The sequence below is a fragment of the Bradyrhizobium sp. AUGA SZCCT0283 genome (assembly GCF_018130385.1).
Classification (GTDB): domain Bacteria; phylum Pseudomonadota; class Alphaproteobacteria; order Rhizobiales; family Xanthobacteraceae; genus Bradyrhizobium.
This window is the reverse complement of record NZ_JAFCLU010000014.1, coordinates 84,293-98,550: the sequence shown is the minus strand read 5'-3', so window position 1 is coordinate 98,550 and position 14,258 is coordinate 84,293. Positions and strand designations below refer to the sequence as shown.

Genomic DNA, 14,258 nt, shown 5'->3' with positions numbered 1-14,258 from the left:
AGTAAACGGTCAACCGGGCTATGTGAGCAGGAATGAGAGCAGAGCCCGCATTTCCGCCGGCTTTACCGGCTTCTTCATCACCTCAAGCCCACGGAAACTCGCTTCCTTTGCAGCCTTTTCGGAGTAGTCCGCGGTGATGATCATCGCGGGAACGTCCATTTTCATCGACTGCCTGATCTCTTCAACGGCCGCCAGCCCGCTCTCGCCATGGTCCAGGTGAAGATCCGCGACGATCGCATCCGGCGCTCCCCCTAACTCGCTGAGGCGCTGCAGGGCGTCGGCCGTCGACCGTGTGGTCGCGACGTCGCACCCCCACCCCTCCAACAAAGTGGCCATCGCCTCCGCACCCGACGGATCGTTCTCGATCAACAGGATCTTGGCCCCCTCCAATCCGCCATATCGGCGATCAACGAGCTGAACCTCGTGCGATTCATCCACGACATTGGCGGGATCGGCCCGAGGCAATTCCAGGAAGAAGGTCGATCCGCGGCCCACTTCTGACGAGATTCGGACCTCATGACCGAGGGCCGTTGCGAAGCGGCGGACAATCGAGAGACCAAGCCCAAAGCCGGCCTGATCGCTGGCGCCCGCCTCGCCGCGCTGGAACTCTCTGAATATTGCTTCCTGCTGCGCCGTGGGAATTCCCGGACCCGTATCGGACACCTGGATGCAGACACGGTCGCCGCGTCGCCTGCATCCCATCACGACGCCGCCGGCCCTGGTATATCGCAGCGCATTCGCCAATAAGTTCTGGAGGATGCGCCTGAGCATCATCGGATCGGAGGCAACGGCGAGCGACGAAGGACAAATCCGCAGCGAAAGACCTTGCTTCTCGGCGATCGGTTCGAACTCGCTGCGAAGCTGCTCAAATGGAGGGGTGATAGCAATCGGCCGCACCTCCGGTCGCAGCGCGCCGGCGTCCAACTTCGCTATTTCCAGCAGCGAACGCAGCAAATCTTCGAGGGTTATCAGCGATCGATCGACCTGCTCCACAAGCAGCATTCCGTCCTTGGATTCCACCAGCTCCGCAAGCGCCGATAGCGTCAGCCGGGCGGCGTTCAATGGCTGCAATAGATCGTGAGTCACGGAGATCAACACCGACGATTTCAAGGAACTTGCCGCTTCGGCCTTTTGCTTCGCGCGATGCAGGCTCTCGTTGGTCTTCTCGATGGAATGCAGCGCATCCCGTAGCTGTTGGGTCCGCTCGCGAACCTGGTGGTCCAATGCGATAGCCGTCTCGAACAACGCGAAGGCGTTGAACTGCTGATCCATCGAACGTTCGACGCGAGACATCAGCGCCGCGTTGATCTTCCTGAGCTTCGTGGTCTCACGTTGAAACTCTTCGAGATCACTGGGACTTTCCTTCGTTTCCATCAAACTGGCCGCCTGCCTATGGCCACCCCGGTAAACGTCTGGTTGACGTGCATCGAACCATACTGTTCGCCGTAGGTATGGAAGCCGATAACGCCATTCTGGCGATAAAGCTCCGACATATCTCGCGCCAGTTGATGCTGTTCAGCATCCAGGCGGCGCAAGATGCATTCGAACCCGATGTATAGAGAAACGTCGCCAATCTCATTGCGCGCCTTGGAGAACGCATCCAGCGTCGCACCGACCAGGCTTTGCGACGTCGCTGCAGTCAAGACCATGCCTTCGTCGATCGCGCAAAAAAAACGCAATGATCCATCAGGATCCACACGCTGTATCGATCGCGCATAGTATGCGCCGCCAACCCGTACCAGCACCGGATGAGACGCAAATGCAAACGGATCGAGCTTGGTGTTCACAATACCGACGGCGCGCGAATATTCTTCTGACGCGGGTTCGGCGTTCAGTTCCTTGACCACTCGCTGCTCGATGTCGGCATCCGTTACCACCATCTTCTTTGAAGTCGGCACGAAATTGTCACACTTGAACACATGGAACGGCAGCGACGTGTTGAGCAATATCAAGAGCGCAGCGTCGGTGTGAGCCTCGCCATCGAAAAATACCCAGGTCTTTTCGAAGCGCAAACCGTCCCCTGCCGATCCCCCGACGATCGGAATATTATCGAGTGACGCGTAGATGGCGGACATTACTGCTTCTTCGCGCCGGCACATGCCGTCGATCAACACCAGTCCGAACGAACGGCTACCTTCGACTTCAGTCTCGTCCCGAAGCAATTCCTGTCGAAGCTCACTGCCGATCCTCCTGCCATCCTCGACGCGAAAATTGCCAAGGTTGAGAATTGGGCGAGCAACGACACGGAAATCGCGCTTACTGAACGCCAAGGCGACGACGCTGTTTTCATCCCAACCATCCGGCGCCAACTCGCCGGCGGTCGTGCAGCCGTACACCGGCGCATCCGCGAAGTGCTTCACAAGCTCCGCCACAAAGCGATGCGGGTCATAGTATGGCGACACAAAGACCAGGACCATCGCAAGATCGTCAGAGGGCAACTGGCGGGCGATTTCAGCCGCGGCCTCATTCGGGGTCGGCGCTTTCGCCTTGGCGACAGTCACACCAGATGCACTGCCAAACCGAATATCGGTTTGCTCCACTGGTCTCTCCCCGATCGTCGCCTGGTCTGACGCCAGTCGCTTGAAGATTAAATGCTTTTTCTCTTGGGCGCAAACCGCCATCCCGGGCCTGGTCCAGGATGCGCGCCGTATGTGCACGCGATATGGGGCGGACCAATATGAGGCATGCTTGGTGAGCGGGAGCTGTTGTGTCGACAGACTGTCTTCGCCCGCAGTGCGCTTCCATGTGACCGAGCACGCCGACCGCACCAGTTTCGCACCAGAAACGACGTCGCCGAAGCGCGACAAAGACGAAAAAGCAGGAAAATCAGCAGACTCGACCGTTATCCTCCCGCTCATAACGGTCTGGTTGCAGGTTCGAGTCCTGCCGGGCCCACCAGCAAATCAATCACTTGTCTGGTGTTCATCTCGCCGTCCGTTGGGGGTGGAATTTCCGACCTGATGAAAGTGGCCAACCAAGCCCCTCTATCAGGCAAAGCGAAGCGGGCGTAACCCGCGTGTTCTGTAAGCGGCGCTGACAATCTTTTCCGGTGTGTCCGCACCAAGGTAAATCGGCCGGGCGCCCAAGTCATATCTGGCACGATGGTTGGACCAGCAGGGCACGGACGCCGGTTAACACCGATTGACGGGAGATTCGCCGCAGTGGCTCAAGCTGCGTCGACGTTTGGTCAAGTCTTGCATTTCCGCCGCTTCCGCAATGGACGTATGGTCTTGACCGAGACCGAGCACGCGCGCGGCCGCTTGCCACTTTGAGGCAGACGATTGACTGGCAGCTTCGAACGGAAAAGTGCGCCCGCTTAATTTTGCTGCCACGCACAACAGCAAGTCCATGAATTGAGCCGGCAACCGCCTTGACAGTCGAGAGGCTCCGCGCGCACATTCTTACACTAAGTAAGAATGACGACAGGGACGGAAATGTCGGAGCAGCCGAGGAGTCGGCGGCAGACGCGTGCGGCCATTCTGGGGCATTTGCTTCAGTCGGGCGGCATGTTTCGGCCTCCCCTGGCCAAGGCGGTGCGCCTGTCCGAGGCGAGCCTGTCGCGCATTCTGTTTGATCTGAAGGCGGAGGGTCTGATCGAGGAAGTGAGGCGGCCTGCGCCTTATTTCGGTGGCCCGACCGGTTTGGTATCGCTCGACAAATCCGTGGCGTTGGCGGCTCTTGAGCTCACCGGTCAACGGCTGAGCGTCTGCGTCGGCGGGCTCTCGGGCGAACTGCATTACACCGAGCGCCTGCCGCTGCCGAAAACGCCAACCGTCGCGTCTGTCAGCCGGGTGTTTCGCGACGCGCTGCAATTGCTTCAGGACTGGGCACGGCGGCGACGGGTTCGGCTCGCGCAGATCGGCGTTTCGGTCCCCGGCCTTGGCCGGTCGAGCGAACTCGACAATCCGATCATTCCCTGTGACATCGGGCTGGTTCGCGGCATGCTCGGCGAGATGTTTGCGGGCACGCCGGTCGAGTTCACCAATTCGGTCGTGGCGCATGCGATGTTTCAGCGCTGCCGCACCAAAGATTATCCGCTGACCGGAGCGCATCTGTTCGTGTTCGTCGGCCAAGGCGTGGCGGGCGCCTGGGTGGACGATGCCATCGAAGCCAACGCCTTGCTGCCGGTCGAACTCGGCCACATGGTGTTTGGCGAGGGCGGTCCGCGATGCCGCTGCGGCCATCACGGCTGTGTCGAAGCCTACACGTCACTTCCGGCGCTGGCCAAGCTTCTTGGTGTTGGCGAGCCGGAATTGCTGCAGCTTGGAGACAATTGGGTGAACGCAATCCCGATTCCGTCGCGCGTGCGCCGGGAGTTGCGGCGCCGGCTGTTCCGCCTCGGCCTTGCGATCGGCAATACGTTGAACGTGAAGCCCTGTCCTGGCGTGGTCGTCAGCGGCTGGCCGTCGCTTCTCGCGGACGACGATCGCATGGCTTTGGTCGACGGGATCGATGCCTGCCTGCTGGGTGGGCTCAAATTCGCGCAAGCGTCGCTGGCTTTCGTGCCGCCCTCGAGCAGCAATGATCCGAGTTCTGCCTTGGCCTTTGCGGCCTGTTGTCTGGCTTGCCGCGGCGGCATGCCGGCCGCGTCGGTGGAGGCCGCCTGAGATGCCATGAGCGGCGCGGCTTGCACGCGTCAAAAAGTTCACACCCGGGAGGAACGTACCATGCCGATCACAACAACAAGGCGTCGTCTGCTCGCTGGATCCGCTGCCGCGCTTGCATTGCCGGCGTTCGCCCGCGCGCAAAGCGCGGTCAAGCCGCGCCTGACCGCCATCTCGCAATGGTCCGCAGGCAGCGATGGGGCGGCTATCACGGCGCTCGGCAAGAAATTCGAGGAGAAGGGCGGGATTTGGCAGCACTCGCCCGTCCCCGGGTTCACCACCGAGATGATGAACAAGCTGCGTGCTCAGATCATAGCCGGCGATCCGCCAGCCTGTTCGCAACTCAAGGGCCCCGAGATTGCGGCCTGGTCGAAGATTGCCCCAACCGTCAATCTCGACGCCCTTGTCGCTGCCGCCGGCTACGAAAAGGTTGTCGCGCCAGACCTTGCACGGTTGCATAAGCCGGAGGGCAAATGGATCTCGCTGCCGTTGCAGATCTACAGCACCAACATGCTGTTTCTCTCCAAACGCGCGATGGACAAAGCCAAGGCCGACAAGATCCCCGTAACCTGGGCTGACTTCAACGATCTTGCCGAAAAGATGAAAGCAGGCGGAATCACATATCCGATCGCCAACGGCGGCACCCGCCCCGATGACGGGCAGAAATTCGAGGCCTCTTTCGCCGGCATCAGTCCCGCTTCATACCGCGCAGCCATCATGAATCTCGACAAGAAGGCTTTGGAGGGTCCCGAGATAAAGGCTGCCTTCGCACAGGTACGCAAGATCGCCAACTGGATGGACCCCAACGTCGGCGCCCAACCCTATGCCACCAACCTGAAGCGTTTCGTCGACGGCGACATGGGCATGATGATCCAGGGCGGCTGGGCCCAAGGCGTGTTGCGTAACGCCGGTTTCAAGTTCGACGACTTCATCATCGCGCCAGGCCCCAGCGACAATAGCAGGCCGGTCTTCCTGCTGAATGCCGATGCTTTCATATTCTGGCAGCGCAAGGAGCCCGATCTGCAGGCCGGTCAGACGCTGATGGCCCAGCTCGTCATGGATCCGGCGATCCAGACAATGTATTCGCAGATCACGGGATCGATACCCGTGCGCACCGACGTCGATCTCTCTGGTGATGGCTGGTCGGACGGCCAACGGCGAACCGCAGCTGCGCTCAAGGACGCTGTCGCCAACAATCAGGCCGTCCTGAGCCTCGCGCACAACATGGCGCAGGAAAACGGCCTGACCGCAGCGATGATCGACGTGCTCACCGAGTACGTGAAGAACAAGACGATTACGCCGGAGCAGGCGGTCACCCGCCTCGCCGAGGCCGTCGAGGGCTCGCGTTGACCGGCACCGGCGCAGCAGCACCGCGAACAGGGTGGCCGGCGATTTCCGGTGTGGTCCGCCGGCTGCCCGAATATATGACGATCTGGGTGCCGCTGCTATTGTCCGCCGCGCATCTCGTTTCGTTTTCGCTGTGGACGATCTGGATTTCGTTCACGCCATCCACTCTTGTTCCGGTCTCGGGCTGGGTGGGTTTGCGCAACTACACGGCGGTCATGGCGTCGCGGAACTGGAAGATCGCCTTCGACAATCTGCTGCTGTTTGGTAGCGCTTTCGTGCTGCTGAGTTTGGTGACCGGGCTCATCCTTGCGATCCTGCTCGATCAGCGTATTCGCGGCGAGAACGTGCTGCGATCCATCTTCCTCTACCCGCTGGCGGTGTCGTTCGTCGTCACCGGCACAGTCTGGAGTTGGCTGCTCAATCCTGGCCTTGGGATCCAGAAGCTTGTCCACGACCTCGGCTGGACCTCCTTCCGCTTCGACTGGCTGGTCGACCGCGACATGGCCATCTGGACGATTGTTATCGCTGCGATCTGGCAATCTTCGGGCTTCGCAATGGCGCTCTTCCTCGCCGGCCTTCGGTCCGTCGACGCCGACATTATCAAGGCCGCGCAGATCGACGGCGCTGGACCGATCCGAACCTACTGGCGCGTCATTCTGCCGACGCTTTGGCCGATCACCATCACCGTCGTCGTCGTCCAGCTGCAGTTCGCGATTTCGGCCTTCGACCTCGTCCGCGCGCTCACCAATGGCGGGCCTGGAATCGCGACCCAACTGCCGGCCCTCGTCGTCTACGACCTGATGTTCCAGCGTAGCCAGCTCGGCCGGGGTGCGGCGGCGGCAGTGCTCATGTTGCTTATTCTTCTTGTGGTGCTGCTGCCGTATGCGGCGTGGCGTTATGTCCAGCGACGGCGGGCGACCCATGCGTGATCGAACCTTCGCGCCGAGCCGGATTTTGATCTATCTGCTCGTCTCATTGATCGCGGCAGCCTATCTCGCGCCACTGGCTGTTGTCATGCTGAACTCGCTCCGTACCAACCAAGAGATCGCGCAGGCCTCGATGATCGGCTGGCCGAAGCAATGGGCCTGGAGCAACTACCTCGCTGCCTGGAGCGGTTTCTGCGTCGCTGAAACCTGCGCCGGCATCCGGCCGTACATGCTGAACTCCGCGCTCGTCACGATTCCCGCGACGATTTTCTCCACCATGCTCGGTGCGATTGCCGGTTACGCCGTGTCGCTCTGGCGCTTTCGCGGCGATAACTGGATCTACGGCATCGTGACCCTTGGCCTGTTCCTTCCCCAGCAGATGCGCCTGCTACCCTGGACCATCGTGCTGCGGGACATCGGTCTCATCAACACGCTGACGGGTCTCGTGCTGATTCACACGATCCAGGGGCTCTCCTTCACCACGCTGTTCTGCCGAAACTACTATATCGCCATTCCACATGAATTGATCAGGGCCGCGCGCATCGATGGCGCCGGTTTTTTTCGTATTTTCTGGCGCATCATTCTGCCGCTCTCGGCTCCCATCCTGATCGTCACCGTCATCTGGCAGTTCACGCACATCTGGAACGAGTTCCTCTATGGCGTGACATTCACGACCGGCCAACAGCAGCCGGTCACGGCTGCTCTGATCGCGCTATCTGCCGCAATCGCAGATATCCCGCAACATGGCGTACAAAGCGCTGCGGTGATCATCGCAGCACTGCCCACTTTGTTGATCTATCTCCTCGGCGGCAGGTACTTCGTGCGCGGCCTGACTGCCGGCGCCGTGAAATGATGGGGGTGTTATGGCAGCGTTGAGCATTCGCGCTTTGTCGAAGCGCTACGCCAATCTCGAGGTGCTGAAAGGGATCAACCTCGACATCGAGAGCGGTGAATTCACCGTGCTGGTCGGGCCCTCCGGCTGCGGCAAGTCCACGCTGCTCAACATCGTGGCCGGGCTCGATCGCCCGAGCGCAGGCACCGTGGAAATCGGCGGGCGGGTCGTCAACGACATCGCGCCCAAGGACCGCGACATCGCCATGGTGTTCCAGTCCTATGCGCTCTATCCGTCGATGACGGTGCGCCAGAACATCACCTTCGGAATGGAATGCCGCCATGTCCCGAAGGCAGAGCAGGAGAAGGCGCTGGCGAGCGTGGCGCGCCTGCTGCAGATCGAGCCGCTGCTCGGCCGCAAGCCGTCGCAATTGTCCGGCGGCCAGCGTCAGCGCGTGGCGATGGGGCGCGCGCTGGTGCGCGATCCGCTGCTGTTCTTGTTTGACGAACCGCTCTCCAATCTCGACGCCAAGCTGCGCGTGGAGATGCGGATGGAGATCAAGCGGCTGCATCAGCGCATCGGCGCCACCATCGTCTATGTCACCCACGACCAGATCGAGGCGATGACGATGGCGACGCGGATCGCGGTCATGCATCACGGCGAGGTGCAGCAATTCGCCGATCCGGACACGGTGTACCGCTACCCGGCCAATCTATTCGTCGCGCGTTTCATGGGCTCGCCGCCGATGAACACGATGCCGGCGCGGCTGGTGGCGGAAGATGGCGGGCCGGTGGTCGTGATCGGCGCCGGGCGGCCGGACGAGGTCCGGCTTCGCCTGCAGGGATATGACGCGGCCGCTTCCTTTGTCGGCCGCGACGTCGTGCTCGGAATCAGGCCGGAATGCATTGCCGAGGGCAGCCGTGGATTTTCCGGCGCATCGGGCGCGCCCATCGTGATCAACGCACCGGTCGAGATGGTCGAGCCTACCGGCGCCGAGACCATCGTGCTGCTGCGGCTCGGCGGCGAGCCGGTGCTGGCGCGCATCACGCCGGACATAAGGCCCGCGCCGGGGGCGCTTGCCCCCTTCGCGCTCGACACGCGCCGCATTTGCCTGTTTGACCCCGTGACGGAGCGGCTGATCGCATGACCCAGACCAGTTACGCCGGCCTTGCGGGCCGTGTGGTGTTGATCACCGGCGGAGCCAGCGGCATCGGCGCCGCCTTCGTGCGCGCGTTCGCAAGCCAACAGGCCCGCGTCGCCTTCCTCGACATCGATGCCGCTGCCGGTGAAGCGCTGGTGCGGGAGGTGGCGGCTGCGTCCGGCTCCGCGCCGCTGTTCGTGCCGTGCGATCTGCTCGACATCGACGCCCTGCGCGATGCGATGGCGCAGGTCCGCATCACGCTTGGCGATGCCACGGTGCTGGTCAACAACGCCGCCAACGACCAGCGCCAGGTATTGTCCGAGGTGACGCCCGAACAATTCGATTGGATGATCGGTGTCAACCTCAAGCACGTCTTCTTCGCAGCGCAAGCGGTGGTGCCGCAGATGCAGGCACGCGGCGGCGGTTCGATCATCAACATGTCGTCCGTCGCATGGATGCGCGGCGCACCGGCGCTGCCGGCCTATGCGGCGGCGAAGGCGGCGATCGTCGGCTTCACCAATTCGCTGGCCCGGCTGGTTGGGCCAGACCGCATACGCGTCAACGCCATCGCGCCCGGCATGGTGATCACGGAACGACAGCGCCAGCTATGGTACCCCGACGAACAGAAGATCGAAGAACTTCGTTCACGTCAGGCCATTCCCGATGCGGTGACACCCGACGACATCGCGAGTCTTGCGCTGTTTCTGGCGTCTGACGAGAGCCAACGCATCACGCGCCAGTGCTTCCAGGTCGACGGAGGCATTGGATAGGAAGAAGACTGTCCTCGTTTGCCGATCTCAATATGTTGGTCGCTGCGGGCCGCCGCTCCAGTCGCCATTGCCGGACAAGACCTGAGCCGCGCCGCCGATGCCGCGCCGGAAGGCTTCATCAAATGTGACGCCGCGAATTTGCCAGCGGTGCGTCCGGCCGCGCCAGTCCATCTGCCACTGCGTGGCCCATCCGAGCTCCCGGTCATTCCAGACCAACCGCCCGACCAAAACGACATCGCCACCCAGCTCGGCCGCAACCGGCGCCAGCGCCGGGAACGGCGCCGTCCTGAGATCAGCGCCGGTGATGTTCGATTTCTCCAGCGCCGCCGTGCCCGGCAGCACAATGCTGATGCCACGCTTGTCGGCCGCGGCGAGCAGTGCGTCACGCTGCAAGTCGGACTGGGTTCCATCCGATGTCACGAGATAGCTCCTTGGGCCTTGCTCCATCTCGGCAAAGACGGCAAGGAGCGGACGATGTGAAAGCCAGGGCTTGAGGCCAAACGCCCCAAGAATGTCGTCGATCTTCCCTTCCTCAAACTCCACGGTGAGATCGTAGGGCCGGTCACGGGTGCCCTGCTCGTCCCGAGTGGGCTTGCCCGAAAACTGATCACGATAGCTGAATGCCGTGACGAGATCTTTTGCCTTCGATTTGTAAGCGGCCAATCGCCGGTCAGCACTGAGTTTCTGTGCACCGGATACCTTGACGAGGACGTCCTCCAGGCAGGCGGCAAAGCCAATGATGCGGTTCGCCTCGCCCTGGCCCGTCACGGTGACCTTTGCGCGATAAAGATCGGCTCCCGTGGCAGCCATGGCACCGGCGCACCAGGTAAACGCGGCTGCCAAGAATATCCTGACAATCGCGCGGTTCGCACCACGGCTTGTCAGGATAGACCGGTGTCTCGTCCGATGCAGATCGGCCATGATGATGCCTCCGCGTTTCCGCTCGCGCTTCTCGCGAGGTTCTTAAACTGGCGCCTCAACCGGCGCTCCGGCCGCAGGTTCGAGTCCTGCGGCACCCGTCAGTGAAATCAGGGACTTATTGCTTCGTCCCTGCAGCCCATAATCTTGAATCATCGATCCCAAGTCACCGCATATCTCGTCGCGGCGCAGCATGCAAAATGAGACTACTGGTCAAGTTGCAACAGGCGAGGTTGCGTGCACCGGCCCAGTCTTCGGCTAGCTTTCGCCCGGCGATCCCGAATGCATTCCGGCTCACGATGGGCAACCGGCCATCAACGGCAGGGCGATTTTTTAGGACGACCTAAAACTGGCGATACAAGGGAGGGGTTCGATGTTTAGAAGCTGTGCGAGACTGGTCGCGCTGAGCAGCCTGTTGCTTTCCAGCGCTGCCTTAGCTCAAGAGAAGATCAAGGTCGGCGTCACTGCGACACTCGAGGGCACCTATACGGTGCTCGGCGAGGACGGAATACGCGGACACCAGACGGCGCTCAATGCGCTTGGCAAGAAGGTCGGCGACAAGGAACTCGAATTCATCATCGCGTCGACGGATGCCACGCCCGACTCCGCCATTCGCGCGGTGCGCAAACTGATCGAGCAGGACAAGGTCCAGATCCTGCTGTCGCCGCTGTCCGGCGACGAAGGCATCGCGGTCAAGAATTTTGCCAAGACGCGCCCCGAGCTGACCTTCGTCAACGCCGCTTCCGGCGCCCAGGAAACCACTTACGTCGATCCGTCACCAAACTTCTTCCGCTTCAACATGGACGGCGCGCAGTGGCAGGTTGGGCTTGGCAAATACGCGTATGAGACCAAGGGTTATCGAAAGATCGCCACCGTCGGCGAAGACTATTCGTTCATCTATACGCAGGTGTTCGGGCTCGTGCTCGAGTTCTGCGGCGCCGGTGGGCAGGTCACCAACCGGCAATGGGTGCCGCTCGGCACCAAGGACTTCGCGTCCGTCATTGCCGCCCTGCCCGACGATGTCGATGCGATCTATCTCGGCCTCGGCGGCGCGGACGCCGTCAACTTCCTGAACCAGTATCAGCAGGCCGGCGGCAAGGCGCATCTGATGGGCGGCTCGATCATGGTCGATCAGACCATCCTCTCCGCCAAGGGCAACGCCAAGAACGCGCTGCTCGGCACCATTGCCGCCAGCGGCCAGGCCGATACCTGGGAGGATCCGGGCTGGCAGAAGTTCGTGAAGGCCTACCAGGATGCCTTCCCGCCCAACAAGCGATTCCCCAGCCCGTCGCTGCTCGCCACCAACTATTACGGTTCGACGATGGCGCTCATCCTCGCACTGCGTCAGGTCAACGGCGATCTCAGCAACAACCAGGCGAAACTCAAGGAAGCCCTTGCCAAGATCGAGCTCGACGCGCCCAACGGCAAGATCAAGCTCGACTCCAACCGCCAGGCCATCGGCACCAATTTTGTCACCGAAGTGGTGGATGACGGTAAGGGCGCCTTGTTCAGCAAGGTCGTGAAGGTCATTCCCAACGTGAACCAGACGCTGGGCTACGACCCGGCGGTATTCTCCAAGATCGGGCTGCCGAGCCGGACCGTTCCGGAGTGCAAGAAGTACTGAGTTCTTCGCATTTGCGAACGGGCCCCGGTCACGCCGGGGCCCGGGCTGGACGTGATCTTCCCTTGCATTCCCGCGGCGGATGTTGAACGCTGGTTGAAAAGACAAGAACATCCCGCGGGAGGGAAGGCATGAGCAAGGCTCTCGCCGTCTTCCACGGCCGGTTCGGTCGCGCGACGGTCTATCAGTTGAACCGGCCCTTCAACATGCACGCGCATCGCGAAGGGCATCTGATTTTTCATGTCGGCGGAACACCCGCCCGCATTGACGTCTGCGACGAGCGTTGGTTCCTCGCAGAAGACTCCATTGTTGCCGTCAACCCTTGGGAACCACACAATTTTGTCCCCACCGACTTAGAGAACGGCGCGATCTTCTTCGTGCTCTACGTCAACGCCGAATGGTTCGCCCCGGATGCGGCCCGCGCCCACAGCCTGCGGTTCGGCCGCACCTGTTTCAAGCGCACGGCCACGCTCGACAGGCATATTCGCCGATCCGCGGCGCTGGTTTGCGGCGCGCCTTCGTTAAGCAGTCTTGATTGCGAACTCAGGCAATTGATCGACAGTTGCTATGACGAGAGCTGGCAGATATCCCAGCCAGTGCAGGAGGCGCGCACCACGGCCGCCGTCACCGACTTCCGCGTCCGCAAGTCCATCAAGCTGATGTCCGAAAGTCCGGGCGCCGAGATCGAACTGGATTCGATCGCGCGGGCCTCCGGGCTGTCGCGCCCGCACTTCTACCGGCTGTTCCGCACCCAGACCGGCGTCACCCCGAACCTCTATCTCAATACACTCATCATGGAACAGGCGCTGGACGCCCTGGTCGCGACCGAAGTGCCGATCGCCGATATCGGCTTCGATCTCGGCTTCTCCTCCCAGAGCGGTTTCACGCGCTTCTTCGCCGCCAATGTCGGGATGGCGCCGACGGAATACCGCCGCGCCGCCAAAGTCTTGCGCCCCTGAGTGTATCAGGCGCGAAAAGATACTGACAATCAAGTGCAGGGATTGCGGCGCCGTTAGGATGCCCCAAAACGCGAGCCGAAACGGCCGCGGCGTCTGGGAGGACGGTATGGCGATGGCCGGGCTGCTACCGTGACACGATTCATCGAACGCCATCCGGCATGGGCGCTGATCCTGCTGATCGCGGTCGCGGTGATGCTGTGGCTGATCCTTGCCGTGTGGCCGCCCGGCCTCGAAGAGGCAATAGGCAGGAAGCGGGTCTTTCTCAACGCTGTCTTCAACGGCATCACGCTCGGCAGCCTCTACTTCCTGGTGGCAAGCGGGTTCACCCTGATTTTCGGCCTGATGCGCAACGTCAATCTGGCGCATGGCTCGCTCTACCTTTTCGGCGGCTATATCGGCTACGCCATCAGCGTCTGGACCGGCTCCTGGGTGCTCGGTTTCATCGTCGCGTTTATCGGTGTGGCGCTGGTCGGGGTAGTCCTGCAAATCGTCGTCTTCCGCCGCATGGAGGGGCAGGATCTGCGCCAGACCATGGTCACGATCGGGCTCTCGATCGTGTTTGCGGACCTGATGCTGTGGGTATTCGGCGGCGATTTCTATCAGATCCAGACCCCGAACTGGCTGGTCGGCCCGATCGAATTGCCGCTGGTCACCGCGCTCAAATCGTCGGGCGAGGCGGTCTATCTGCGCTACCCGATGGTGCGGCTCGTGATCTTCGTCGCTGCAGTGGTGATCGGCATCGCGATGTGGCTTGCGCTCAATCGAACCCGCGTCGGGATGATGGTGCGCGCCGGCGTCGATGACCGCGATATGTTGGCGGCGACCGGCGTGCCGATCCAGCTCGTCTTCGTTGTCGTGTTCGCGCTTGGCGCTGGCCTTGCCGGCATTGCGGGCGTCGTCGGCGGAACCTTTCAGTCGATTTCGCCCGGCGAGGATACCCGCTTCCTGCTGGCTTCCCTCGTCGTCGTCATCGTCGGCGGCATGGGATCGATCCCGGGCGCGGCGCTGGGCGCCGTCATCATCGGCCTCGCCGAGCAGCTCGGCTCCGTTTACATCCCGACCTACGCGATCGTCGTGACCTTCCTCATCATGGTGTTGGTGCTGGCGCTGCGGCCGCAGGGCCTGCTGGCGAGGCGCTGA

Annotated in this window: 12 protein-coding genes and 1 tRNA gene; 10 read left to right on the top strand and 3 right to left on the bottom strand. The window is 61.8% G+C overall.

What is annotated here, in order from left to right; all coding sequences use genetic code 11:
- Positions 1-18: 18 nt before the first annotated feature.
- The gene (locus tag JQ624_RS20315; RefSeq protein ID WP_212420687.1) at positions 19-1,374 is read right to left on the bottom strand and encodes a hybrid sensor histidine kinase/response regulator; all 1,356 of its coding nucleotides are present in this window, start codon (positions 1,372-1,374) and stop codon (positions 19-21) included.
- Entirely contained in the window at positions 1,374-2,540 is a 1,167-nt protein-coding gene (locus tag JQ624_RS20310; RefSeq protein WP_212420686.1) for an FIST N-terminal domain-containing protein, read from the bottom strand. Before JQ624_RS20310 ends, JQ624_RS20315 begins: the two co-directional genes overlap by 1 nt.
- Before the next feature lie 283 nt (positions 2,541-2,823).
- On the opposite strand from JQ624_RS20310, the gene JQ624_RS20305 reads away from it, so the two are divergent.
- The 7 genes from JQ624_RS20305 to JQ624_RS20275 all read left to right on the top strand — a co-directional run bounded on the left by JQ624_RS20305 (position 2,824) and on the right by JQ624_RS20275 (position 9,620).
- Positions 2,824-2,898: transfer RNA gene (locus JQ624_RS20305), tRNA-OTHER, on the top strand.
- A gap of 536 nt (positions 2,899-3,434) precedes the next feature.
- The gene (locus JQ624_RS20300; protein ID WP_212420685.1) at positions 3,435-4,607 is read left to right on the top strand and encodes an ROK family transcriptional regulator; all 1,173 of its coding nucleotides are present in this window, start codon (positions 3,435-3,437) and stop codon (positions 4,605-4,607) included.
- Between the two features lie 60 nt (positions 4,608-4,667).
- Entirely contained in the window at positions 4,668-5,954 is a 1,287-nt protein-coding gene (locus JQ624_RS20295) for an ABC transporter substrate-binding protein (protein ID WP_212420684.1), read from the top strand.
- A 74-nt stretch (positions 5,955-6,028) separates the two neighbouring features.
- Positions 6,029-6,880, top strand: coding sequence for a carbohydrate ABC transporter permease (locus tag JQ624_RS20290; protein ID WP_249129952.1), 852 nt, complete (start codon positions 6,029-6,031; stop codon positions 6,878-6,880).
- Positions 6,873-7,730 (top strand): carbohydrate ABC transporter permease, encoded by an 858-nt coding sequence (locus JQ624_RS20285; protein WP_212420683.1) that lies wholly within the window; start codon positions 6,873-6,875, stop codon positions 7,728-7,730. The genes JQ624_RS20290 and JQ624_RS20285 overlap by 8 nt, the downstream gene beginning before the upstream one ends.
- 10 nt (positions 7,731-7,740) lie before the next feature.
- Entirely contained in the window at positions 7,741-8,856 is a 1,116-nt protein-coding gene (locus JQ624_RS20280; protein ID WP_212420682.1) for an ABC transporter ATP-binding protein, read from the top strand.
- Positions 8,853-9,620, top strand: coding sequence for an SDR family NAD(P)-dependent oxidoreductase (locus JQ624_RS20275; RefSeq protein WP_212420681.1), 768 nt, complete (start codon positions 8,853-8,855; stop codon positions 9,618-9,620). Before JQ624_RS20280 ends, JQ624_RS20275 begins: the two co-directional genes overlap by 4 nt.
- A gap of 27 nt (positions 9,621-9,647) precedes the next feature.
- Here the strand turns inward: JQ624_RS20275 and JQ624_RS20270 are convergent, their stop codons facing one another.
- Positions 9,648-10,541 carry a DUF2066 domain-containing protein gene (locus JQ624_RS20270; protein WP_212420680.1) on the bottom strand — a complete coding sequence of 298 codons (894 nt, stop codon included), beginning with the start codon at positions 10,539-10,541 and terminating at the stop codon, positions 9,648-9,650.
- A gap of 370 nt (positions 10,542-10,911) precedes the next feature.
- Here JQ624_RS20270 and JQ624_RS20265 point away from each other — a divergent pair, with 370 nt between their 5' ends.
- From JQ624_RS20265 to JQ624_RS20255, 3 genes are all read left to right on the top strand, one after another.
- On the top strand, positions 10,912-12,162 hold the full coding sequence (locus JQ624_RS20265) for an ABC transporter substrate-binding protein (protein WP_212420679.1): 1,251 nt from the start codon (positions 10,912-10,914) through the stop codon (positions 12,160-12,162).
- 128 nt (positions 12,163-12,290) lie between these two features.
- The gene (locus JQ624_RS20260; RefSeq protein ID WP_212420678.1) at positions 12,291-13,118 is read left to right on the top strand and encodes an AraC family transcriptional regulator; all 828 of its coding nucleotides are present in this window, start codon (positions 12,291-12,293) and stop codon (positions 13,116-13,118) included.
- Positions 13,119-13,247: 129 nt separating this feature from the next.
- On the top strand, positions 13,248-14,258 hold the full coding sequence (locus JQ624_RS20255; RefSeq protein WP_212420677.1) for a branched-chain amino acid ABC transporter permease: 1,011 nt from the start codon (positions 13,248-13,250) through the stop codon (positions 14,256-14,258).

What these genes read in the sequence shown, in the direction of transcription:
- JQ624_RS20275 (WP_212420681.1), top strand. Translation starts at nt 8,853, where the DNA reads ATGACCCAGACCAGTTACGCCGGCCTTGCGGGCCGTGTGGTGTTGATC.
- JQ624_RS20290 (WP_249129952.1), top strand. Translation starts at nt 6,029, where the DNA reads ATGACGATCTGGGTGCCGCTGCTATTGTCCGCCGCGCATCTCGTTTCG.
- JQ624_RS20300 (WP_212420685.1), top strand. Translation starts at nt 3,435, where the DNA reads ATGTCGGAGCAGCCGAGGAGTCGGCGGCAGACGCGTGCGGCCATTCTG.
- JQ624_RS20280 (WP_212420682.1), top strand. Translation starts at nt 7,741, where the DNA reads ATGGCAGCGTTGAGCATTCGCGCTTTGTCGAAGCGCTACGCCAATCTC.
- JQ624_RS20260 (WP_212420678.1), top strand. Translation starts at nt 12,291, where the DNA reads ATGAGCAAGGCTCTCGCCGTCTTCCACGGCCGGTTCGGTCGCGCGACG.
- JQ624_RS20295 (WP_212420684.1), top strand. Translation starts at nt 4,668, where the DNA reads ATGCCGATCACAACAACAAGGCGTCGTCTGCTCGCTGGATCCGCTGCC.
- JQ624_RS20285 (WP_212420683.1), top strand. Translation starts at nt 6,873, where the DNA reads ATGCGTGATCGAACCTTCGCGCCGAGCCGGATTTTGATCTATCTGCTC.
- JQ624_RS20270 (WP_212420680.1), bottom strand. Translation starts at nt 10,541, where the DNA reads ATGGCCGATCTGCATCGGACGAGACACCGGTCTATCCTGACAAGCCGT.
- JQ624_RS20265 (WP_212420679.1), top strand. Translation starts at nt 10,912, where the DNA reads ATGTTTAGAAGCTGTGCGAGACTGGTCGCGCTGAGCAGCCTGTTGCTT.
- JQ624_RS20315 (WP_212420687.1), bottom strand. Translation starts at nt 1,374, where the DNA reads ATGGAAACGAAGGAAAGTCCCAGTGATCTCGAAGAGTTTCAACGTGAG.